The following is a 22,414-nucleotide window of genomic DNA, read 5'->3' as shown; positions in this document are numbered from 1 at the left end:
TTTTGAGCAGGCTTCAGGGTTTGTTTAGTACTTTAACCGTCAGCTATAGTGGTTGGCATCATAGCATAAATTTTACCAAACTTCCCTTATCTTACATCGACTGGCGGTCATAAAACCACACATAGATAGCCAAATATTAATTATCAATTTGTCTCAGTAGCTGATATCAAAAGTAAAATGACTCTTATGCTTTTATTGGGCGTTCCGCTCTAGTCTGAGAGGCAGATACCGTGTTATCAAGTTCAACCTCCGTTTTGAATCGGGTTAAACGTAGCGCATTCATTAATACAGAAATAGAGCTAAGCGCCATCGCAGCGGCGGCAATCATAGGATTTAAAAAACCAAAAGCGGCAAGCGGAATGCCAAGACAATTATAAATAAAAGCAAAAAACAGATTTTGCTTAATATTACGTAGCGTGGCTTGCGCAATTTTTTGCGCGGCATCGATATGCATCAGCGACTCGCCCATCAAACGGGCAGAAGCACTATGCTGGGCAACATCTGTGCCTTCAAACATCGCAAAGCTGGCATCAGCGGTTGCCATCGCTGGCGCATCATTGACGCCATCACCTGCCATTGCGACTTTGTGACCAGCCGTTTGCAACAAGGCAATCTGGCTCGCTTTATCACGTGGACTCATCTTGCCATAAGCTTGCTTGATACCCAGCTGCCCTGCGACATGATCGACGACGGACTGCTTATCACCACTCATCAAAATGACATTGATACCAGCATCTTGCAGCGCAGTAATGGCCTGAGGGGTATCGGCTTTTAAATCATCAGCTAAAGCAAAAGCACCTAAGGCTTCATCATTAATACTAATGGCAACGGTACTGGCGATTTGCCATACCTTTGGCATCAGCTTTGGTAGCGTTAAATTAGCAAATTCTGCGGTGCCGACTTTTACCACACCCAAACCTTCAATGCTCGCTTGTATACCAGCGCCTTTAACGACACTAATATCCGTAACATTCATTAATGGCAGATTACGGTCTCTGGCAGTATTTATTAACGCGGTGGCTAACGGATGGCTGGCATGCGCCTCGACGCTGGCGGCAATCTGCAATACATCATCCACAGCAAGCGACTTATCAACCATCACCTGATCGACGATAGTCGGTTTACCAATAGTCAATGTACCCGTTTTATCGAGCACGACCGTATCAATATTACCTGCAGCTTCTAGGCTTTGCGCATCTTTAAACCAAACGCCATGACGAGCAGCGACTCCCATACCAGCCATGATAGCCGCTGGCGTGGCTAAGCCAAGCGCACAAGGACAAGCAATGACCAATACTGATACGGCATGCATTAGGGCAGTATCAACCATACCTGTTAGCCACCATGTGACCCCAAAGGTGACCAAAGCAATCGTTACCACCACTGGTACAAAAATAGCCGTGACTCGATCAGCTAGACGCGCCAAGTCGGCTTTTGAGCCTTGCGCATCGCTGAGGGCTTGTACCATATCACCCAGCTTCGTATCACTGCCTTTAGCACTGACGCGATATAGTAGGCTGCCGTTTTCGACTAAAGCGCCTGCTAGCAGACTATTACCCTCTTCTTTTTTGAGAGGTACTGACTCACCCGTTAAATGACTCTCCACACACCAGCCACTACCTTCGATGACTACCCCATCCGTTGCCACACGGCTACCTTGTTTGGCACGCAAAATATCACCAATTTGCACATCTTTAAGAGCTACATTATGAAAATCACCATTTGGCTGCTGCTGTTCAACTTCATCAGGCGTTAAAGACAATAATAAATCAATACTATTAAGGCTGTGTTTTTTGGTACGCTCTTCTAAATATTTACCCGTTCGCACAAAAGCAATAACCATCACCCCAGCTTCAAAATACACAGCAGGACTATTGCCAGTCCCATGACCACCAGCGTGACCACTTTGTAGCAGGCTATTTAACGTACCATCGCCATGCGTCAGCCACAGATATGTTGAATACGCCCATATGGTTACCGTACCAATGACGACCAGCACATCCATATTAGCAAGACCACCTTTGATGGATGCCCAAGCGCTCTTATAGAACGGTAATGCCAAGCCAAATTGTACAATCGTCGCTAGGACAAACTGAATCCAAACCGGTGGCATCCACGCCATACCAAAACCTGTCAGCATACCTGCCATACCAACTAAAAACGGCAGCAAACATAGCCACAAGCCAATCAAGCGCCACGGGTACTGAGTCGCGGTATCTTTATCAGTTTGGGCAAACAAACTATCAGCTGCCTGCAAATTGGCGACGAAACCTGTTTTATTTACCCATTCTGTGACTTGCTCAGGCGTCGTCTGGGTCGGATCATAATCGACATTCGCGGTCTCGCCAGCGAAATTCACACTCACCTCGTATACCGACGGCTTTTTATTGAGCACCTTTTCAATTCGCGAGGCACAGGCCTGACATGTCATGCCATCAATAGCCAACTGCAAGTGCGCACGCTGCGGCGCGAGCGGCGTATTGGATTGAATGTCAGTTTCTACATCGTAAGCGTTATGATTGTCAGTTTGGGTAGAATCATTCATAAATAAAACTCGGTATGGCGTTTATGCGTTATGGCGTTATAAAGTCGTCTGGGCTAAAACAACAACCCAGTGGAGGGGACATCTAAGTCAAACAAGTAAAACATTCTGCTATTGAATATTACTGTAATCGAATCGAATAATTAGCATGCTATTATCATCAGTAATGGCAATAATGCTAAATAATGATCCTAAATGGTCATGATTAGTAGTCATTCAAATTCTTCAATTTCTTTGACTTCTTCAGCTGTATTGAAAAGGATAGCTCTATATTTTGACGCTACTATCAATAATTTTTAACCATTAAAAAACCAGCCATGATAGCCGGTTTTTTATACAAATGGATAAGATTAAGCGTTAGCAACGGTAGCATCAAAACCAGCGTCATCGATAGCTGATGCAATGACTTCTGCACTGGTTTTACTATCATCAAAGGTGACCGTTGCTTGATTGTCTGCAAGCTCGATACTGATATCATCTAGCCCATCAATATCGGCGGTGGCGTTATGGACACTCGCCACACAGCCACCACAAGTCATGCCGTCGATTTTAATAATACGTGTTTGGTTTGCCATGTTAGGCTCCTTATTTTTATTAGTGAAGATAGCCTTGATAGGTGTTCTTTAATATTTACCTTTTAAAGTTTATCAAAGCTACACTAAACAAGCATAAGCGCTATCATCTTCAGTAACAAGACTGTTTGGTTGTTACTTTATTAAAAGACCTATCATCAAAGAATGTTTTGCTCAACGCTAATCATCATGATGTGGATTTTGCGGTGAATCGATAGGAAACGGTTGGGTAACATAATCGACCATGCTAATCGCGGCAGTTAGGGCGTGAATACTGGTATTGGTATCATCATAGCGCACGGTTGCAACGTCATTATCAGGATCAAGCTCAATCGCAGTGACTCCTGTAATATTCTTAAGCGCTGTCATCAAGCTATCAAGACCTTCAGCGTCATCGATGTTTTCGATACTGACTTGTGCAACTTGTATGGCCATTATCTTACTCTCTTATAATCTATACTATTAATGAGTATCTAATATCTCAAAGCCTTTAACGAGATCATCAATTTGCTTAAGCTGACGTAAAAATGGCTCTAACTGACTCATTCTCAAGGCGCACGGACCATCACATTTTGCGGTTTCTGGATTTGGATGCGCTTCCAAAAACAACCCTGCCAATCCAGTTGCCATACCTGCACGTGCAAGTGTCGTGATTTGCTCACGTCGTCCACCAGCGCTATCACTACGACCACCCGGCTGCTGCAAACTATGGGTGACATCAAAAAATACCGGTATGTCCATCTGCTTCATGGTGTCAAAGCCCAGCATATCGACGACCAAATTATTATAACCAAAAGCACTACCGCGCTCACAAAGTATCAGCTTGTCATTACCACCTTCGAGGCATTTATTGACGATATGGCGCATCTCATGCGGCGCTAAAAACTGCGCTTTTTTGATATTGATAATCGCATCTGTTTTTGCCATCGCATGCACCAAATCCGTTTGACGCGATAAAAAAGCGGGCAGTTGGATGATATCAGCAACTTCAGCGACGGGCGCTGCTTGATACGGCTCATGCACGTCAGTAATAATAGGCACTTGGAACTTTTCTTTAATTTGTCCCAGCCAATCGATACCTGTTTCTAATCCAGGACCTCGATACGAATGCAGGCTTGAGCGATTGGCCTTGTCAAAACTGGCCTTGAACACATAGCCGATGCCCAAACGCTGACAAATCTCGACATACTGCTCAGCAATTTCGAACGCTAATTCTTTGGACTCTAAGACATTCATACCACCGAACAGCACAAAGGGCTGATCGTTACCAATATTAATAGTGTTATTACTCGGAGTCTTAAGCTGAATATGTGATTGCGCTGTTAATAGATTTTCCATGAAACCCTTGTCCTCATTATTGTTATCAACACGTCTATCCCATATTGTAACCGATAGCCCAATTAAAAAAAGTATCCAAGCGTAATTAGATATCGCTAACTAAAAGAATATCTAAACAACCATTATCACCCGTCAAATTAAGCAAAAAAAAGACCAATCCGTAGATCAGTCTTTTTTGGTGAAAATAACGCTTTCACACTATATTTCACAACACTTCACATTTTAACGATTACTTTGTTTCGCTATGATTTTTTGCGGCTTTCACAAAGCTGTTAAACAGTGGATGACCACCACGTGGCGAGCTGGTAAATTCAGGATGGAACTGTACGGCGACAAACCATGGATGCTCGCTAATCTCAACCGACTCAACCAAATGCTGTTTGGCAGAATAACCCGATATCGTCATGCCTGCTTGCTCTAATGGCTCGATATAGCGATTGTTCATCTCATAACGATGGCGATGACGCTCAGTGATATTGCTAGCGCCATAGATTTGGCTCAGCTTGCTACCAGCGACCAGCTCAGCTTGCTGTGCGCCTAAACGCATGGTACCACCAAGGTCTGAATCGTCACTGCGAATCTGTAGCTCGCCGCGCTCATCTAACCATTCAGTGATCAGACCAATAATTGGCTCAGCAGTCTTGCGATCGAACTCAGAAGAGTTGGCATCGATACTCATCACATTACGTGCGTATTCGATAACGGCCAATTGCATACCAAGACAAATACCCAAATATGGCACGTTGTTTTCGCGAGCATAAGTAATGGCTTTCATTTTACCCATGGTACCGCGCTCACCAAAGCCACCGGGCACTAAGATAGCATCGGCATCATGAAGCTGCGCAAATAAAACATCGTCGCCTTCCAAACGTTCAGCATCGATATAATCAATTTTCACATCTACTTTATGAGTGATACCAGCGTGTAATAATGCTTCGTTAATTGACTTGTACGCATCAGGCAGCTCGACGTATTTGCCGACCATCGCTACGGTGACCGTTGATTCAGGATTGAGCTGGGCTTCAACCACTTTGTCCCAATCGCTCAAATCTGCTTCAGGTACATCCAAACCAAAGCGCTCACAAATCAAATCATCAAGATCTTGCTCATAAAGGGTACGCGGTATTTGATAAATACTTTGCGCATCTTCACACATGATGACCGCGCGTTCTTCGACATTGGTAAACAACGCAATCTTACGGCGATTGTCTTGTGAGATATGATGATCAGAGCGGCAAATTAAGACATCAGGCTGTAAACCAATAGAACGAAGCTCTTTAACCGAGTGCTGGGTAGGCTTGGTTTTGGTTTCGCCGGCGCTGGCAATATAAGGTACCAAGGTCAAATGCATCAGCATGGCGCGATTACGACCTAGCTCTACTTGCATCTGGCGTACCGCTTCCATAAAGGGTAGTGACTCGATATCACCGACCGTACCACCAATCTCAATAATAGCGATGTCATAACCCTCGCCACTGGCAAGGATTTTGCTCTTAATCTCATCAGTGATATGCGGGATAACCTGCACAGTACCGCCCAGATACTCACCACGGCGCTCTTTATTCAGTACGTTCTGATAGATGCGACCGCTGGTAAAGTTATTACTCTTACTCATCTTAGAGTGGCGTAAAAAACGCTCATAATAACCCAAATCTAAATCCGTCTCCGCCCCATCTTCAGTGACGAACACTTCGCCATGCTGGAACGGACTCATGGTACCTGGATCGACGTTAATATACGGATCCATCTTGGTCATTGTCACGTTCACACCGCGCGCTTCGAGTATCGCAGCAAGAGAAGCAGCAGTGATACCTTTTCCTAGTGAGGACACTACCCCACCGGTCACAAATATAAACTTGGTCATAGTACTCTTTCGGTAATTGGTAAAGAAGGATTTTACTAAAGATACGCCAAAAAATATAGGGCAAAAGCGCAAACTATCCGAAACTCTTGGTTTTTGCTCAATGTTTATTGATTAAAAACGCATAATAAAAAAACTCACCCCGAAGGATGAGCTTTTTAGCAGAGTATTTATGCAGCATATAGTCGATACTAAATAAAATAGATACACGACATTATAATGCGTGACTGGTACAAATTTTTCTTGCTTGCTGTGTAAGCGCAGACAGAGGCTACAAAAAATTCATATCCGTCACACTGTCTCTTTTTTATATTGAACTGACTATATTGAGTTAGAATTTATATTCTAAACCGCCACCGATAGCAAATACATCCGCATCACCACGAGCTTTAACTGAGTCAATGGTATCATCAGCATTGTTTCTAACAACGAGCAGACCGTTCTCTAAATCTGCAGAGTTTTGACCGATATAAGCATGAGCAATCATATTGTCTTTGAACTTATATTTACCGCCCAATACGATTTGGTCTGAGTCGTTGCCATCAAGACCAGCCAAGTTCTCAGTCTTATCATACTGAAGATAAACAGATGCTGGGCGAGCAAAGTTAGTCAAACCCATCTCAGCACTAACGACCAATCCTTTCTCTTCATCATCTGAATTATCAAAATCAACTTGCTGGTATAGCGCACCTAGCTTCACTGGATAAGCCATGTATTTGCCCAAATCGACACTAGCACTGCCACGAAGAATCTCACCTGTGACGCTCATGTCTTTGTCATAACCCACACCTGCGGTAAAGCCAGTACCTGGATCAAACATCAATGAAGCACCAAAGCCACTGTCACGGTCATCGCTATCAGAGACAAAAGACTCATCAGCACCGTATTGTAAGGCAAGCTCTAATGGTAGACCATTGTATTTGGGTGCAATCCATACGATTGAGTTATTAATACGCTCACCATCAGTCAAGGTAAGCGCCTCACTCAGCGTACCATCACCACCAAGAGAGCTTGAGCCGATATTATCCCAATAACCTTCGTTAACGGTTACGTTGTTGACGTAATCTGACACTGAGTAGTTGCGACCAAAGCGAAATTGACCGTAGTCTTTGTTTTTAAAACCTAGATAGGTGTCACGGCTTTTAAAACCAATGTTGCTGCTACCGCTGTCATCGATCTTGATGCCATACTCTAATTGATAAATCACATCGGTATTAGCAGTGATTGCTTCGGACCCTTTGAACCCTAGACGTGAAGAATGCGAGCTGACTTGTACTGAGCTGCTGTCTTCATTGATATTGATAGTGTCGTTAGGCAGATCCATAGACTGACGATCAAGCTCAGCGTTGACATAGTTAGCAGTGACGAATGCTTTGCCATAAACCGTTGGCGCGGCTTGAACGGCAGAAACTGATAGCGTTGCAATTGCTGAGGCTAAAAGTAATTTTTTCAAAGGGTATCTCCACTTGACGATTTGAGTGATAAATTGGCTAAGATTGACTGGCATGTACAATGGTATTGCTACAAACTCCCAAGACCATGATATATAACGAGCCACCAGAACGGCTTAGACACTACTTTATCAAGCAAATATTACAGTAAGATGAAAGAACAAAATTTACATGCCTGTAACTATGTATTTTAAGACTGATTACAATGAAGGGCTACTTTCTTTTTTCGCATAAAAAAACTCATCCCGAAGGATGAGTCTTTTTATACTATCTACTTGAGTGTGATACTAGAATAAGTATTCTAGACCGCCACCAAGTGCGAATACGTCAAGATCAGTATTAGTACTCTTGTCTTCAGCAGAGTTGTTACCAACATAAGCATGAGCAATCATGTTGTCTTTAAAGTTATATTTGCCACCTACAACAACTTGATCTGAATCACGGTTGTTAACACCAGCTAAGTTTTCAGTACCATTGTACTGTACATATACAGATGCTGGACGAGCAAAGTTAGCTAGACCCATTTCAGCGCTTACAATTAGACCTTTTTCATCTTCAGTACCGCCATCGAAATCAGCTACTTGATACATTGCACCTAACATAACTGGATAAGCCATGTATTTACCTAGGTCAACGGTAGCACTACCACGTAAAAGATCACCAGCTTGGCTCATGTCTTTTTCGTAAGCAACACCAGCAGTGAAGCCTGTACCTTGGTCAAACATCAATGAAGCACCATAACCACTGTCACGGTCGTCACTGTCAGTTACAAAGCGCTCGTCTGCACCGTATTGTAGAGCAAGCTCTAAAGGCAAGCCGTTGTATTTAGGGGCAATCCATACGATAGAGTCATTAACACGGCCGCCATCAGCCATAGTTACAGCATCAAGAACATCGCCTTCCATATCAAGATTACTAACACCTAAATTATCCCAAAAACCTTCAGTAACGGTCACGTTATTGATGTAGTCAGTTACTGAGTAGTTACGACCAAAGCGGAATTGACCATATTGCTTGTTATTTAGACCAAGATAGGTATCACGGCTTTTAAGACCAATATTGTCATCAGTACCATCGATGGCAATGCCATACTCTAACTGATAGATAACATCAGTGTTAGCAGTCATTGCTTCAGAACCTTTAAAACCAAGGCGTGAAATGTTTGAGTTGATTTGTACTGAATCACTGTCTACGTCGAATTGATCATCGTTACCATCACGCTCAGCATTTACATAGTCAGCAGTAACGAAAGCTTTACCATAAACAGTAGGTGCTGCGTTGGCTGCAGATACAGATAGGGCTGCGATGGCTGTAGCTAAAAGTAGTTTTTTCATGGGGTATCTCCACTTTACAATTGTAGTAATGAGCAAGCTATGATTAGCCGGCGCCCATAATGGTATCGTCACAAATCCTCAAAGATATAATGTGTAACTGGCTACCGAGATTGGTCTAAAACAAGTGTGGCGAATTTCTACTACAATAAGACAAAAAAAACCATGACTCACATGACTGGGATTAGAACGTAACTGCCATGTAATCTTTGGTCTTTATCACTCCGTTGCGTAACATCCGTTACCAAACTCATACTTCGAATACAAGCATAACAACTTTGACATAATTTGCAACATTTTTTTTTGCTTTTTCGATACATCTACTATCGAATAACAAATGCTTTGTCATATTTGAACCGTTACGAAAAAACCCCTATCGACTCAAATAGATACGATAATCATTAATTAATATCATTACTGATAATATTAAATGACGGTAATAAATACGATACATTGACCCAAAAAAAGCGCTACTTATTGATAAATAAATAGCGCTCATAAAGAATTGTTTGTCATATTTCTGACACATATGACAGTCACAAACGGGTAAGATGCATCAATGCCTGATCACGCCTAGAGGCTTAAATAGCACTTAGATTACATGAGCAAACATGATACTTAACCTATCGTTTTAGGCATTTGCTTTGAGATCAAGACGCGCTTGATGCAATAGTGGCTCAGTATAGCCACTTGGCTGCTCGCGACCTTTAAACACCAAATCACAAGCCGCTTTGAACGCATAAGAGTGTTCAAAGTTATCTGCCATTGGCTGATAGTCACTATCGCCTGCATTTTGCTCATCGACGACTTTTGCCATACGCTTCATCGTATCCATCACTTGCTGTTCGCTCACGACGTTATGATGCAACCAGTTGGCAATGTGTTGGCTCGATATCCGCAAGGTCGCACGATCTTCCATGAGACCAACGTCATTGATGTCAGGGACTTTAGAACAACCAACGCCTTGGTTTACCCAGCGTACGACGTAACCTAGGATGCCCTGAGCATTGTTTTCAAGCTCTTGCTGTTTCTCTTCGTCTGTCCAGTTGGTGTCTTTCGCCAATGGAATGGTCAAGATATCGTCTAAACTGGCACGCTCACGTGATTTTAGGCTGTCCTGTACATCAGCAACGTTGACTTGATGATAGTGCATGCTGTGTAAGGTAGCACCCGTTGGCGATGGTACCCACGCCGTACTCGCACCAGACTTAGGATGAGCGGCCTTGGTATCCATCATCTCTTTCATCTCATCAGGCTTCGCCCACATGCCTTTACCAATCTGAGCGACACCCTGTAGACCTGTCTCTAGACCGATATCGACGTTCCACTGCTCGTAGGCTGGCTGCCATGCTTGTGATTTCATGTCACCCTTAGGGACAAATGGGCCTGCGTTCATACTGGTATGCATCTCATCGCCAGTACGGTCAAGGAAACCGGTGTTGATAAAGATAACACGCTCTTTCGCTTGGCGAATGGCTTCTTTTAGATTGACCGTCATGCGACGCTCTTCATCCATGATGCCGATTTTAAGGCTGTTGCGCTCAAGCCCTAATAAATCTTCTGAAGCGTTAAATAAGTCATTGGCCATTTTGACTTCTTCAGGGCCGTGCATTTTTGGCTTCACAATATACATGGAGCCTTTACGTGAGTTTGATAGCTCGTTCTGACCTTTCAAATCATTGAGCGTCAATAGTGGCGTAATCAAGCCATCCATTAGACCTTCAAAGATTTGTTCTTGACCATTACCCAAATCTACTAAGATTGCAGGGTTTTGCATCAAGTGACCGACATTACGAATAAGTAATAGTGAACGGCCAGGTAAGATCAGCTTTCCACCGTCTGGGGTGTTATATTCGCGGTCTGGGTTTTGCTTACGAGTGCTGGTCTTGCCCCCTTTTTCAAAGGTTTCTTGCAAGTCGCCATTCATTAGACCCAGCCAGTTGCGATATACTTCTACTTTTTCTTCTGCATCGACAGCAGCGATTGAATCTTCACAATCCTGAATCGCCGTAATCGCTGATTCTAATAGTACATCTTTGATGTTTGCTGGGTCATCTTTACCGACCGGATGATTGGCATCGATTTGAATCTCAGCATGTAAGCCGTTATTTTTTAATAAAATGCCAGTAGGAGATTCAGCCTCACCAACGAAACCAACAAATTTGGCGGTATCTTTTAGCTCAGTGCTGCTATCGCCTTGGACGATTTCAAGTTTGTCATCGAGCACTTTAAAGCCAGTCACATCGTTATATGAGCCTGACGCTAATGTAAAATGCTCGTCCAAAAATGCTTTGGCATAGGCGACAACTGCCGCACCGCGAGTCGGATTATAGCTGCCCGTCGCTTCTTTGCCATTATCATCACTAATGACATCAGTACCATACAAAGCATCGTATAAGCTGCCCCAACGAGCGTTCGTCGCATTAAGTGCGTAGCGAGCATTTCGGACTGGCACGACCAGCTGTGGCCCTGCGATATGAGCAATCTCATCATCAACGTTTTGCGTGCTAACTTTAAAATCATCGCCTTCTGGTAACAGATAGCCAATCTCTTTTAAGAATGCTTTATAAGTAGGGTAATCAATTTCGCCGTCTTTGGCAGGGTTTTGCAGGTGCCACTGATCGATTTGAGCTTGAATCTTGTCACGAGTTTCTAGCAGCGCTTTATTACGCGGAGTAAACTCTTTAATGACTTTTTCAAAACCTGACCAATAACTTCCTGAATCAACACCGACTTTCGGCAGCACTTCGTTTTCAATAAAGTCATACATCTGCTGGTCGATGGCAAGAATGCCTTTTTGAACACGGTTGGCGTTAGAAGACTGGCTCATATTGTTATCCTTATCTGTTCGTGAGGTGTGTTAATGCTAGGTTGCTACTCTAATGGTTGGAAAATGTGTGCCCTTGCAGCATTTATGCCTAGTTTGCTTTACAGTGGATAAATAGCAAACATAATAATATGTACTGTCAGCTATAATCGGGCAGCTGCTCATGTGATATCTGGTTAGTGTAAAACCTGTTTGATACAACATCTGGTTAATGTAGCATCTATAATTTTTGGACCGTCTTTAAGAAGATCTGGTCTATAAATCTTGTGTTTTGATACAGGATTGGCAGTTGATATAATGCGCATTAGCCGCTACTAAATGATAATCAATAGTAAGACAAAATGCCTGAAAAGCAAAATATCATCCTACTATCAAATAATAAAATAAACAAGGAAACGCCATTCACTAAGTAAATACTTAGGCTGTATAATAATGATACTCTATGAGCCATCTACTCTAGAGGCATTAATCCATACTTTAGAGCTAGGCCGTTATACGTTCAGTATAAACTGTAAGTAATCATTACAGCCTCTATTTATGCTCAACGGTTATCTATTTAACTTTTAATATTTGATTAAGAAGTGTTTAACATTCCACTATGGCAAAGACTATGAATAAAGAAAGTATGAAACCCAGCAACAGCAAAGACGACGTTGCTTCCCACAACCGTGTAGAAGACGTTATAGACAAAGACGTTATAGACAAAGACAATATAGAAAAAGACAGTATAGAAAAAGAGAGTGCCGATATCGCACAACTGCGCACCCCTATTAAGGTCGACCTATCCGCTGTCTATGACTTTTTGGGCTCGCGAACCACACAGGCGTGGGTAGATGCGGCTACTGCTGATGTGCCATTAATCATTCAAGATCATGCCAACTGCGAAAAAAAAGCGGCTGGTACAGCGATGAATCTATTATTCCGCTATGAGTTCTCGTATGATTTGCAGCGCAAGTTGGCACAATTGATACGTGAAGAGATGTTGCACTATGAGCAAGTGCTCGGCATCATGCATGAGCGCGGGCAAGAGTGGAGATATCTGAGTGCGGGGCGTTATGCCAAAGGGTTGCTCAAGCATAAACGTACGCATGAGCCCGCAGCAATGGTAGATGTGCTTATCATTGGGGCATTCATTGAAGCACGCTCTTGCGAGCGCTTTGCTGCGCTTTCTGACGTCATCGATGATGAGCGTTTGGCAAAATACTATCGCTACTTATTGAAGTCAGAAAGCCGCCATTTCGAAGATTATTTGGCATTGGCACAATCGCTATCTGATGACGATATCGATGAGCGTGTCGCATTCTTTAAAGCAGTAGAAGCAGAGTTGATATCCAGTCCTGATACTGAGCTGCGCTTTCACAGCGGCACCCCTGCTTAGCGTTTAAGCTGGCAGATTTTGTTAAATAAGCGCTATATAAAAGTACCCATATCGATCGCATAAAAAAGCTAACATTAGCGTCTTAAACCATGCTTAGCGTTAGCTTTTTTATTTGTCTGTACAGAATATAATAGTCAGTTATGACTATTTCTTATCTTCCATAAGCGGACTGTCGTACTGTTTGTGATTTTTCGCGACATTATGCGGATCATGATCGTCAATCGCTTGTTCTGCAGCGGCTGGATTTGCCTTTTGTAGTGCATTATCAGGGACGATACCATTATTATCATCCGCATCTTTGAGCTTAAGGTTATCGGTGTCAGCCCTATCATTTGAGTTATTCATCACCACTCCTTGTTATAATAGTTATTATTACAATAATTATTTTCTAACTCATATTGTCCAACTCAAGCTTTGATCAGTCATTGCCGTGGTCTAATATTCAACACGCTCTAGCTAAAATCAGATTTTCAGTCTTTTTCGTCTGGGTTTAAGACGCGAGTTTGTGCATTGTCAATATTGGCATATCTATTCATGTCTGTGATGCCTTCACTTTTTGGCGCTTCACTGCCCACGGTGTCTTCGTTAACATTGTCATCAAACGGACTGCTGCCTTGTTGATCACGGCGGTCAGGCTGGCGTGCAGGATTATCATTGTCATTCACATGTTCTGAATCAACAATCTCTTCTTTTAAAGTATCAGTCCCTTTGTTTTGATTGGTATGGCTTTCAACGTCGTCATGGTCATTGACGGGTTCTTTATGCATTGCCTCAACATTAGTATCATCAATTGCGGTTCTACTTAGCGCAGGATCTTGCGGTTGCATAGTCATGTCCTTATCGTGTTAGGAGGCCAACGAATGATGTCAGCGTTTTAATTAATAGAAAATACCAAGCAGTCATGCAAATACTAGGTGTTGTTATTTTTGCTCAAATCATGAGCATTGAGATCCGCCACGTTTTTGCCACCTGCTGGTAAGTTCTCCTCTTCACGTGGGTCAGAATATATCTCGTCTGTTTCCTGTGAATCCTGCTGTGGTCCATCGATATCAGGTTCGTGTTTACGACCTTTATAACTGTCTTTAGTGTTTTCGTTGGTATTTTTTGGTTCTGATGCTACGGGATCATCGACCAATACTTTCTCTTTGTTATTTGGTTTTGTATTGACTGTCATAGCGTGTCCCTCGCGTTTATGATGTTAATTCTTCATTTAGCATAGTCACTGATATCGTTGTCATTGATATCGTTCAAACTGCTGCTTATTTATCTGTCCGTAACTCATCATCAATAAAAGAGGTTTGCTCTTCTTTACTCAACTCTTCAGGAGCATCTACCTTTTTATCTTCATTTAAGTTTTTTTCAATTTGATGATCATCTGCCTGCTCTGCTGCTTTTTTAATGTCTGAAGTATCGTTGTTAGTGTTACTCATGGTGCAATTCCTATTATTATCATTGTTTAGTAAACCAGCCATCCTTTTTACGCTTACCTTTGTAAAATCGAATAACATTCTACAAAGGTAAGCATCTCAGTATAATTTTTTATTAAAAATATCTGTGCAATAGCGGTAGAACTGTCATCAATTATAGTTAAGCCAACCAACAGCGCACCAGTGTACTGCCGTATCAATATGTGAATAAATGTGAGGTTACCAGACAGTTTGTAACTTATCCGAGCGCAAAAAAACCAAGCGTCGGTCGTAGCCAGCGCTTGGTTCAATAAATCATAGGGCTTTTATAGGGCTAATGCCATTGAGTGACATTCATACGTGTGGCGACACTAAACAGGCAGTCACAAGTTACAGCATTAGCAAACAATATAAGCAAAACCTTCGTCTATATTGGCTCACCGACGTGATTGATTACCCGTAGCAAATGATCTTGGGCAATATGTGGTGCTTCATCGGCGGCTGGTTGACTTTGCTGCCACGCCCCATCGCCATTAAGTAGCCATGCTTGGACGTTATCTTGTAGATAATTGAGCAGCCCATCTTGATAAACCTGCTTGAACAGTTTTTTATCTTCAATCGGAAAAGCGACTTCGACACGATGGAATAGATTGCGATCCATCCAGTCAGCACTGCCACAATACAAGCGCTCATCACCATCATTATAAAAGTAATAAACGCGTGTGTGCTCCAAAAAGCGCCCGATGACTGAGCGTACGGTGATGTTTTCAGATAGGCCTTTTACTTGTGGACGCAGACAGCACATGGAGCGCAAAATCAATTCTATTTTGACACCTGCCTGCGAGGCATCATATAACTTGTCGATCAGACGACGTTCGGTTAAAGCATTCACTTTGATAATAATATGCGCACGCTTGCCTGCTTTGGCATGAGTAATTTCATCATCGATAAAGCTCATTAACTTTTCGTGCAACGTAAATGGCGCGTGCAACAGTTTTTTTAGATTGGCAGGTTTGCCCATACCCGTCAGTTCTTGGAAAATTTTATGTACGTCTTCTGAGATATCAGGGTCAGCGCTGAACAAGCCATAGTCGGTATAGACTTTGGCATTGGCTGCGTGATAATTACCGGTGCCGAGATGCACATAACGACGAATGCGATCGTCTTCGCGGCGCACGATAAGCATCAGCTTGGCATGGGTCTTGTAGCCGACAATCCCGTAAACCACCACTGCCCCAGCCTCTTGTAAAAAATTGGCGACAGCGATATTGGATGCTTCATCAAAACGGGCACGTAACTCGATGACAGCAGTGACTTCTTTGCCATTACGAGCAGCAGCAGCCAGCGCTTTGACGATTTCTGAATTGGTACCTGATCGATACAGGGTTTGTTTGATTGCCAATACTTTGGGATCGCTGGCCGCTTCCCAAAGTAAATTGATAATCGGTGAAAACGCATGAAAGGGATGATGTACCAAGACATCGCCTTTGCGCATGGCAGAAAATATACTGGTACTTTTATCAAGCTTGTCCAGCTCACGGCGAAAGGGTTTTGGCACAATATGGGTAAAAGGCTCATAGCGCAGCTTGGGTATATTAAAGTCAAACAGCAAGCGCGTTAGATTGACAGGACCATTGACACGGTACAGCTGATTGTCATGTAGTTCAAACTCATTGAGAAGATAATCGCTAATCGGTGTTGGGCAATCAGTCGTCACCTCAAGCCGTACTTTGTCGCCAAAGCGGCGGTTTTCAAGCTCGCCTTCTAATGCCTTGGCAATATCCTCGACATCATCTGCCAAATCCAAATCGGCATTGCGCGTGAGCCGAAACTGATGGCAGCCTGTCACTTGCATACCCGGGAACAGCTCACCGATGTGCTCGTGAATGATGGCGGACAGCATGACATGGTGCTCTTTGCCACCAGTCAGCTCATCTGGCAGACGAATGACCCGTGGCAGGCTACGTGGCGCTGGGACAATCGCAAGATTGATATCCCGACCAAAGGCATCTTTGCCCTCTAAAGTGGCAATAAAGTTGAGGCTTTTATTCACCAACCTCGGAAACGGATGCGCAGGATCAATGCTAATAGGTGTCAGCACTGGTGAGACTTGTTCTGTAAAATAGCGCTTCATCCATGCCGATTGCTCAGTATTCAGCTCATCGCGTTTTAGATATCGAATGTCTTCTTTGGCGAGCGCAGGCAAGATGTCTTCGTTAAGAATACGATACTGCTCAGCGATGGCATCATGCGTGATAACGGATATCTCGTTTAGCACTTCACTCGGACGCATCCCATGAGCACTGGTCGATACGTCGCCTATATTGAGCTTTTGCATGATACCCGCGACACGAATCTCAAAAAACTCGTCGAGATTGGATGAAAAAATAATTAAGAAAAACAAGCGCTCAAGTAGCGGATGGTGAGGACTGGCGGCTTGCGCTAAGACCCGCAGATGAAACTGCAATAAGGACAAATCACGATTGATATAACTACTGGGCGAATAGCCACCATCTTCTGAGCGCTGCCATGCAAGGTCAGTCAGCTGTTGGCTAAGCTGTTCTATTCTAGATTCTATTTCGCTATCGGCTGCGTTAAGCTGAGTCATTTGGTGCATATTCAGGTCGTTAACATCGGTATTGTCGTTAGTCATGACACTGTCGTTCTGATTATTCATATCTGCCATACCGCTATTCCCCTGTCGTTATCAATTTATCATCAATGAGTAATTTGTCTTTACTGTCATCAGCTATCTTTTTTCTTCCTAACTTATTTGAAAAGCTGTATTTTGACGCTTATATATTTTGATGCTTATATATTTTGATATCTATATATAGTCGATACTGAATAAAGTAGATACACCATATTATCGTATGAGGCTGGTACAAATTTTTCTTGCTTGCTGTGCCTACGCCGATAGAGGCTGCAAAAAATTATCCCAGCCTCGCTGTATCCTTTTTATATTGACCTATCTATAGTGTATATAGTGGCATTCATAATAGTGAATTTAATAATAGTGACGTCCTATCATTGCAGCCACATGACTATTGATCATGTCATTCGTTTATCGTGCTATTTATAATTGTATTTATCATTCAGCAAACCACTACCAGCACATGCCGATCAAGACGCTTGCGGTAATACTGCATTCTTCATACGCTTTTTAATAATACGCTGCTTGTTACGTAAGCGTCTGTCGCCTTGATTGTCTTCGTAATACTTTGGATTGGTGAGCATCGCAATGAGGAGTGCTGATTCGTCTCGATTCAAATTGGCCGCAGACTTATCAAAATAGTGATGCGCTGCTGCATCAATACCATAGATGCCATTGCCAAACTCAGCGACATTAAGATAAGCGGTCATAATACGTTGCTTGTCCCAAAGCGTTTCAATCATCACGGTAATGATGGCCTCTTCACCTTTACGAACATAAGAGCGATGCGACGTCAAAAATAGATTTTTGGCCAGCTGCTGAGTGATGGTCGAGCCGCCAGCCGACATCTTACCTGTCTCTTCGTTTTTCTTTTGCGCCGCTTTGATACCTTTAAAATCAAAGCCACTGTGCTGACTAAACGTCGAGTCTTCACTCACAATCGCTGCTTGCTTGGCTGACTTGGCGATAGCATCGTATTCAGCCCACGTCTGAGTGACCGTGCCGCCAGTTAAGCGATGCGTCAACATAAACATACTGTTATTAATCGGCTGTGTTTTCCAGATTAATAGTAGCCCAACTATCAAAATATGGAATGCGACGACCAATAACATAATTGCCAATAACAGTCGTTTAATGAATGTGCCAAAACTTGCCATGCGCGATATCCGAGTGGTTAAAGAGGTAATAAGATAAAATTGATAATCATAAACAGCAGCTCATCTTACCTAATCTCACAATCGCTGTCATTATTTACCCCACTTCTTTATCATGTCATAACCGCTAAGCCACATTGATGTGTCGGCTTAAAAACGCTAAACAAGCATTTTGAAGGCATACAATAAGAGTAGAAACATGCATAATGATAATAGTATAAAAACATTACGGAACCGTGTTGTTGCAGTACGCCCTGATCTTGGGAACACTGAAAGTATTGATCAATGGTGGTTACTTGGAACGACCGGCTGTCACTTATGTGACGTGGCGACGCAGCTGCTGACTCAGTTTCAAGCAGTACAGCCACTTACCTACCAGTACGTCGATATCGCCGACTTTAATGAATCGCTGATGATGGAATTTGCCACTAGCATTCCGGTGCTACTGACAAAGACGCAGCGTCTGGATTATCCGTTTTCAGTCATGGACTTACAGCAGCTGCTGGCGTCATAGTATCTGCCATAGGATAATTACTATCCCGTCATCAAGTAACACTGCGTCATGAAGCATCAACACTAAAATGTTTATGAGGCACAAGACATAAGACATTAATATTGAAAGCCTATACGATGCACTTACTTATAAAGCGTCATATGAGTTTTTGATATCGCTAATAACATGCAGTTGACTGACATGATCCGATCATACCCTTTATACTCTACGTCACCTTTTGAATTGATAGCTAGCTTTTATGACCATTCAACAGCTTTTAAAAACAGCACCCGTGACTACCCTTCTATTAGTCAGCTTTATTGGACTATTCATCATGCAGGTGCTGACAGGCGTCGATGCCAATAATCCATCGACTGAGGCATTGCTTAAATGGGGCGCTAGTGCCTTACCTTTTACCATGGGCGACGATCCATGGCGGTTGGTGAGCAGTGCGTTTTTGCATATTGGCCTCATGCATTTATTGTTTAATGGCTTTGCCATGTATTTCTTTGGACAAGTTGCCGAGCCGATGTTTGGCTCTGCTAAGTTTTTGGCATTGTTTTTATTGGCGGCCATCGGTGGCAATTTACTGAACAGCTATGTGACGTGGCAAGGTATTTTGGAAGGAACCGGACAGCCAGGAATATCGGCTGGTGCCTCTGGCGGTATCATGGGTATCGGTGCGGCGTTACTAATAGCTGCTTTGTTTAAAATATCGGTCAATGGCTTAGTGCTCAATTTAAAGAGCTTGATACTTATTATGGGCATCAACCTCGTCTATGGCTTTGCTGTGCCGGGCATTGACAATGCTGGTCATATTGGCGGTGCGGTTACTGGATTGATCATTGCACTGGCAATCGGAATCGTCCATCGTCAGCGTATGGCAGCCATCATGCAGACAGTCGCTATCAACCAGAGCCCTTATCAAGCTAATACCCAAACCACCACTCAAAACAATTACCAAACCAGCTATATCAATCAGTCAACGATAAGCAACGTTGATTTGGATAATAATGCTCATTTTGATGACGACACTGGTGTAAACTTAGCTATAAATACGAACGCTAATCGTGTCCACATTATCGATCAAGAAACAATCGAGCAAAAAACAGCGGTCAAACCTGCCCTCATTTGGCAACTGTTGCCATGGCTGGTGATGTTGCTCATAAGCATTGGCTTTGTCTGGTGGTGGCAAGATATTCATCAGCAGATAGTGCAAGTGCTAAAAGCTGTTGAGTAAATGCTGACACTTATCTATGATCATTAAACAGCTCACAAAAACAGACATCTGATTTTGGCTTTTCTTACTCCTCTATTGTTATCCGGCTATTTTTACCTACTTACGAGACTTGATTATGTTTAAATCTTTAGTGCTACCCACTATCTCTACGCGCACCTTGCTCAACACCTTAATAGCTACTGCCCTATTTAGTGTCGCCAGCATGTCAAATGCCGCCTTTTTTAATAAAAACTTACCTGCTGATCCAGATGCTGAGCTAAGCGTTGGCGTTAACGTCATGGCGGTCAAGTCAGCCTATGATCTAGAAGACAGCACCGAAGTGCGGGTGCTTCCGGGTGCATTTTATGACAATAATAAGTTTTATGTGCGCGGTGCTCAAGCGGGTGCATATCTAATCAATGATGGTGTGAATCAGTTGTCTGCTTATGCCAAGCTTGCGGGCAGCGAGTTTGATCCTGATGATGCCAATGGCGCGCTTCAAGGTCTTGATGAACGTAAGTCGTCAGCAGAAGCAGGGCTTAGCTATCAACGCCGTACCCCTGTCGGTGGTTTCCGTGCTCAAATAGGAGCTGACGTGTTAGATCGTAGTGGTGGTAACACGGCGCGCTTGACCTACCTTGCCAGAATCACCAAAGACAAGCTAACGGTCTATCCAAGCATTGGCTTTGAGTATTATGATGCTGACTATAATGAATACTATTATGGCGTCAGTGAAAAAGAATCAGCAGAAACGGGCGTTGCTGCTTATAAATCTAATTCGAGCTTAAATCCTTATATCAATATTAGTGCCAACTACGATTTCAATGAGCGTTGGGCAGGATTCGCCAGTCAAAGCCTAAGTTATCTGCCGACTGAGCAATACGACAGCCCAATGGTAGACTCACGTACTGAAGCGGCAACGACGCTTGGTTTGCTTTATAAGTTCTAATTGAGCTGTTGGAAGTGTAAGATAAGAAGGCTGAGCGTTTTGCTTGGCTTTTTTTGTGATAGATTAAACGAAAACTCTAAGTAGGCAAACGCGAATGAGTCAACTGAATCTATATAGAAATGATCGAGACAAATGGAAAGATATCGAAAACTCTCCAAAGCAGTCTGAATCTGAAAATACTTTTGATGAAAATGAAAAGCCTCGCTATGCGCTACTAATTGAGCTTCAGTATCATTTAAGAAATGAAGACGAGAGTTTGGTTAGATATTTATTAGAGCAAGAAATTATAGCTCGTAATAACTTTTCTATCCAAGGAGGTGAGGATGCTTTGCTATTGAGTGCTTACTTACTTGCTAGGTTCAAAAACCCCCATGATATTAGACTCTTTTATGAAGCTAAACATTCAAACTTTGATGCCAGCTGTACTATAGGTACCGAATTTTTATTTTGTGCTTTAGGGGATCAGACTAACGACTTTGTTCGAGAAACTTTTCCAGAAATATATCCTGATATTAGCGGATACGACTCAAAATCGGATTGCGACAGCTCATTAGCGGATTGGTGGGAAGGTTTAGCAAATGATTATCCTAATAAAATAGAGAACGAAAGCTTATATACTTTGTATCAGCGTAGTATCTATTTCAACGACTACAGTCTTGCCAGAGAATATCTTGAGCAATGGAATGAAGAAACACCAGATTCAGCTGATAAAGACAGCACTTTAAAGTATATGTATATAGAGATAAAGGACTATGCAAACGCTATCGAATTATTGAGAAAAGAGCTTGCATCAACCGACTCTCATGAGGATAGACTCATTTGCTATCAATCTTTATTAGAGCTATACATCAAATCTGAGCAGTTTACCGATGGCTTTAAAAGCATTAAACTTATTGACCATGAGCTTCAACAATTCAATAGATGGAAGCATAGCAATCTAGGCAACATGACGCTTACACAAATTTTTGAATTTAGTTTGTCAATAGATGACCCTGAAACTGCTATTAACTCCTTCAAAATAGGCTATAAGTGGTTAAGGAAAATCAATAATGACATTTGTTATTTTGGTCTTAAATCTGCCTTTGAAACTGCTACAAAACATTCGTTGCCAGAAGCCGCTAAACTAGAAGAACTATCATTATCTGAAAGGAAAAGAATTGATAAAAACTTGATGCCCGATAGTTGGTTCAAAAATTTATTTAGATAAATTTAGCGACGTAAGGCTGTGCCAAGTTGAAAG

At 42.7% G+C, this 22,414-nt stretch carries 19 protein-coding genes; 5 read left to right on the top strand and 14 right to left on the bottom strand.

The window, feature by feature from the left end; translation table 11 throughout:
• Window positions 1-184: 184 nt before the first annotated feature.
• The 8 genes from ACTQ9T_RS02055 to ACTQ9T_RS02020 all read right to left on the bottom strand — a co-directional run bounded on the left by ACTQ9T_RS02055 (window position 185) and on the right by ACTQ9T_RS02020 (window position 11,925).
• Window positions 185-2,545: a heavy metal translocating P-type ATPase gene (locus ACTQ9T_RS02055; protein WP_440463926.1), complete on the bottom strand. Its 2,361-nt coding sequence runs from the start codon at window positions 2,543-2,545 to the stop codon at window positions 185-187.
• Between the two features lie 347 nt (window positions 2,546-2,892).
• Entirely contained in the window at window positions 2,893-3,117 is a 225-nt protein-coding gene (locus ACTQ9T_RS02050) for a heavy-metal-associated domain-containing protein (protein ID WP_010196358.1), read from the bottom strand.
• A 177-nt stretch (window positions 3,118-3,294) separates the two neighbouring features.
• Window positions 3,295-3,549: a cation transporter gene (locus tag ACTQ9T_RS02045; protein WP_210540230.1), complete on the bottom strand. Its 255-nt coding sequence runs from the start codon at window positions 3,547-3,549 to the stop codon at window positions 3,295-3,297.
• 27 nt (window positions 3,550-3,576) lie between these two features.
• Window positions 3,577-4,452, bottom strand: coding sequence for a 3-deoxy-8-phosphooctulonate synthase (gene kdsA, locus ACTQ9T_RS02040; protein ID WP_440463925.1), 876 nt, complete (start codon window positions 4,450-4,452; stop codon window positions 3,577-3,579).
• Between the two features lie 229 nt (window positions 4,453-4,681).
• On the bottom strand, window positions 4,682-6,316 hold the full coding sequence (locus ACTQ9T_RS02035; protein ID WP_210540234.1) for a CTP synthase: 1,635 nt from the start codon (window positions 6,314-6,316) through the stop codon (window positions 4,682-4,684).
• Window positions 6,317-6,644: 328 nt separating this feature from the next.
• Entirely contained in the window at window positions 6,645-7,766 is a 1,122-nt protein-coding gene (locus tag ACTQ9T_RS02030) for a porin (RefSeq protein ID WP_413190994.1), read from the bottom strand.
• A 285-nt stretch (window positions 7,767-8,051) separates the two neighbouring features.
• Window positions 8,052-9,098, bottom strand: coding sequence for a porin (locus tag ACTQ9T_RS02025; RefSeq protein ID WP_440463924.1), 1,047 nt, complete (start codon window positions 9,096-9,098; stop codon window positions 8,052-8,054).
• A 628-nt stretch (window positions 9,099-9,726) separates the two neighbouring features.
• Window positions 9,727-11,925: a malate synthase G gene (locus tag ACTQ9T_RS02020; protein ID WP_440463923.1), complete on the bottom strand. Its 2,199-nt coding sequence runs from the start codon at window positions 11,923-11,925 to the stop codon at window positions 9,727-9,729.
• A 607-nt stretch (window positions 11,926-12,532) separates the two neighbouring features.
• Here ACTQ9T_RS02020 and ACTQ9T_RS02015 point away from each other — a divergent pair.
• Window positions 12,533-13,300: a tRNA-(ms[2]io[6]A)-hydroxylase gene (locus ACTQ9T_RS02015; RefSeq protein WP_440463922.1), complete on the top strand. Its 768-nt coding sequence runs from the start codon at window positions 12,533-12,535 to the stop codon at window positions 13,298-13,300.
• Between the two features lie 144 nt (window positions 13,301-13,444).
• Here ACTQ9T_RS02015 and ACTQ9T_RS02010 read toward each other — a convergent pair whose 3' ends face one another.
• The 6 genes from ACTQ9T_RS02010 to mtgA all read right to left on the bottom strand — a co-directional run bounded on the left by ACTQ9T_RS02010 (window position 13,445) and on the right by mtgA (window position 18,516).
• Window positions 13,445-13,645, bottom strand: a complete 201-nt coding sequence (locus ACTQ9T_RS02010; RefSeq protein ID WP_440463921.1) for a hypothetical protein — start codon at window positions 13,643-13,645, stop codon at window positions 13,445-13,447.
• Window positions 13,646-13,770: 125 nt separating this feature from the next.
• Complete coding sequence (locus tag ACTQ9T_RS02005) at window positions 13,771-14,127, bottom strand: hypothetical protein (RefSeq protein WP_440463920.1); 357 nt, start codon at window positions 14,125-14,127, stop codon at window positions 13,771-13,773.
• Window positions 14,128-14,210: 83 nt separating this feature from the next.
• Window positions 14,211-14,474, bottom strand: coding sequence for a hypothetical protein (locus ACTQ9T_RS02000; protein WP_440463919.1), 264 nt, complete (start codon window positions 14,472-14,474; stop codon window positions 14,211-14,213).
• Window positions 14,475-14,559: 85 nt separating this feature from the next.
• Window positions 14,560-14,730 carry a hypothetical protein gene (locus tag ACTQ9T_RS01995; protein ID WP_189580095.1) on the bottom strand — a complete coding sequence of 57 codons (171 nt, stop codon included), beginning with the start codon at window positions 14,728-14,730 and terminating at the stop codon, window positions 14,560-14,562.
• Between the two features lie 403 nt (window positions 14,731-15,133).
• Window positions 15,134-17,323: a polyphosphate kinase 1 gene (ppk1, locus tag ACTQ9T_RS01990; RefSeq protein ID WP_440464446.1), complete on the bottom strand. Its 2,190-nt coding sequence runs from the start codon at window positions 17,321-17,323 to the stop codon at window positions 15,134-15,136.
• A gap of 506 nt (window positions 17,324-17,829) precedes the next feature.
• The gene (gene mtgA, locus ACTQ9T_RS01985; RefSeq protein ID WP_010196335.1) at window positions 17,830-18,516 is read right to left on the bottom strand and encodes a monofunctional biosynthetic peptidoglycan transglycosylase; all 687 of its coding nucleotides are present in this window, start codon (window positions 18,514-18,516) and stop codon (window positions 17,830-17,832) included.
• 196 nt (window positions 18,517-18,712) lie between these two features.
• Here mtgA and ACTQ9T_RS01980 point away from each other — a divergent pair, with 196 nt between their 5' ends.
• The 4 genes from ACTQ9T_RS01980 (at window position 18,713) to ACTQ9T_RS01965 (ending at window position 22,381) form a co-directional block, all read left to right on the top strand.
• A complete protein-coding gene (locus ACTQ9T_RS01980; RefSeq protein WP_440463918.1) occupies window positions 18,713-19,027 on the top strand; it encodes a glutaredoxin family protein in 315 nt (104 codons plus the stop codon).
• A gap of 238 nt (window positions 19,028-19,265) precedes the next feature.
• Window positions 19,266-20,246 (top strand): rhomboid family intramembrane serine protease, encoded by a 981-nt coding sequence (locus tag ACTQ9T_RS01975; RefSeq protein ID WP_440463917.1) that lies wholly within the window; start codon window positions 19,266-19,268, stop codon window positions 20,244-20,246.
• Between the two features lie 115 nt (window positions 20,247-20,361).
• A complete protein-coding gene (locus ACTQ9T_RS01970; protein ID WP_440463916.1) occupies window positions 20,362-21,174 on the top strand; it encodes a MipA/OmpV family protein in 813 nt (270 codons plus the stop codon).
• 94 nt (window positions 21,175-21,268) lie between these two features.
• Window positions 21,269-22,381 carry a hypothetical protein gene (locus tag ACTQ9T_RS01965; RefSeq protein ID WP_240215343.1) on the top strand — a complete coding sequence of 371 codons (1,113 nt, stop codon included), beginning with the start codon at window positions 21,269-21,271 and terminating at the stop codon, window positions 22,379-22,381.
• The last annotated feature ends 33 nt before the right edge of the window (window positions 22,382-22,414 follow it).

It is taken from the genome of Psychrobacter sp. ASPA161_6 (genome assembly GCF_051970285.1).
In the GTDB taxonomy this organism is placed as follows: domain Bacteria; phylum Pseudomonadota; class Gammaproteobacteria; order Pseudomonadales; family Moraxellaceae; genus Psychrobacter; species Psychrobacter glaciei.
The sequence above is the reverse complement of the archived record's forward strand: the minus strand, read 5'-3'. Positions and strand labels throughout refer to the sequence as shown.

Coding starts and splice junctions, on each gene's coding strand:
- ACTQ9T_RS02055 (WP_440463926.1), bottom strand. CDS start 2,545: ATGAATGATTCTACCCAAACTGACAATCATAACGCTTACGATGTAGAA.
- ACTQ9T_RS02050 (WP_010196358.1), bottom strand. CDS start 3,117: ATGGCAAACCAAACACGTATTATTAAAATCGACGGCATGACTTGTGGT.
- ACTQ9T_RS02045 (WP_210540230.1), bottom strand. CDS start 3,549: ATGGCCATACAAGTTGCACAAGTCAGTATCGAAAACATCGATGACGCT.
- kdsA (WP_440463925.1), bottom strand. CDS start 4,452: ATGGAAAATCTATTAACAGCGCAATCACATATTCAGCTTAAGACTCCG.
- ACTQ9T_RS02035 (WP_210540234.1), bottom strand. CDS start 6,316: ATGACCAAGTTTATATTTGTGACCGGTGGGGTAGTGTCCTCACTAGGA.
- ACTQ9T_RS02025 (WP_440463924.1), bottom strand. CDS start 9,098: ATGAAAAAACTACTTTTAGCTACAGCCATCGCAGCCCTATCTGTATCT.
- ACTQ9T_RS02020 (WP_440463923.1), bottom strand. CDS start 11,925: ATGAGCCAGTCTTCTAACGCCAACCGTGTTCAAAAAGGCATTCTTGCC.
- ACTQ9T_RS02015 (WP_440463922.1), top strand. CDS start 12,533: ATGAATAAAGAAAGTATGAAACCCAGCAACAGCAAAGACGACGTTGCT.
- ACTQ9T_RS02010 (WP_440463921.1), bottom strand. CDS start 13,645: ATGAATAACTCAAATGATAGGGCTGACACCGATAACCTTAAGCTCAAA.
- ACTQ9T_RS02005 (WP_440463920.1), bottom strand. CDS start 14,127: ATGCAACCGCAAGATCCTGCGCTAAGTAGAACCGCAATTGATGATACT.
- ACTQ9T_RS02000 (WP_440463919.1), bottom strand. CDS start 14,474: ATGACAGTCAATACAAAACCAAATAACAAAGAGAAAGTATTGGTCGAT.
- ACTQ9T_RS01995 (WP_189580095.1), bottom strand. CDS start 14,730: ATGAGTAACACTAACAACGATACTTCAGACATTAAAAAAGCAGCAGAG.
- ppk1 (WP_440464446.1), bottom strand. CDS start 17,323: ATGCACCAAATGACTCAGCTTAACGCAGCCGATAGCGAAATAGAATCT.
- mtgA (WP_010196335.1), bottom strand. CDS start 18,516: ATGGCAAGTTTTGGCACATTCATTAAACGACTGTTATTGGCAATTATG.
- ACTQ9T_RS01980 (WP_440463918.1), top strand. CDS start 18,713: ATGCATAATGATAATAGTATAAAAACATTACGGAACCGTGTTGTTGCA.
- ACTQ9T_RS01975 (WP_440463917.1), top strand. CDS start 19,266: ATGACCATTCAACAGCTTTTAAAAACAGCACCCGTGACTACCCTTCTA.
- ACTQ9T_RS01970 (WP_440463916.1), top strand. CDS start 20,362: ATGTTTAAATCTTTAGTGCTACCCACTATCTCTACGCGCACCTTGCTC.
- ACTQ9T_RS01965 (WP_240215343.1), top strand. CDS start 21,269: ATGAGTCAACTGAATCTATATAGAAATGATCGAGACAAATGGAAAGAT.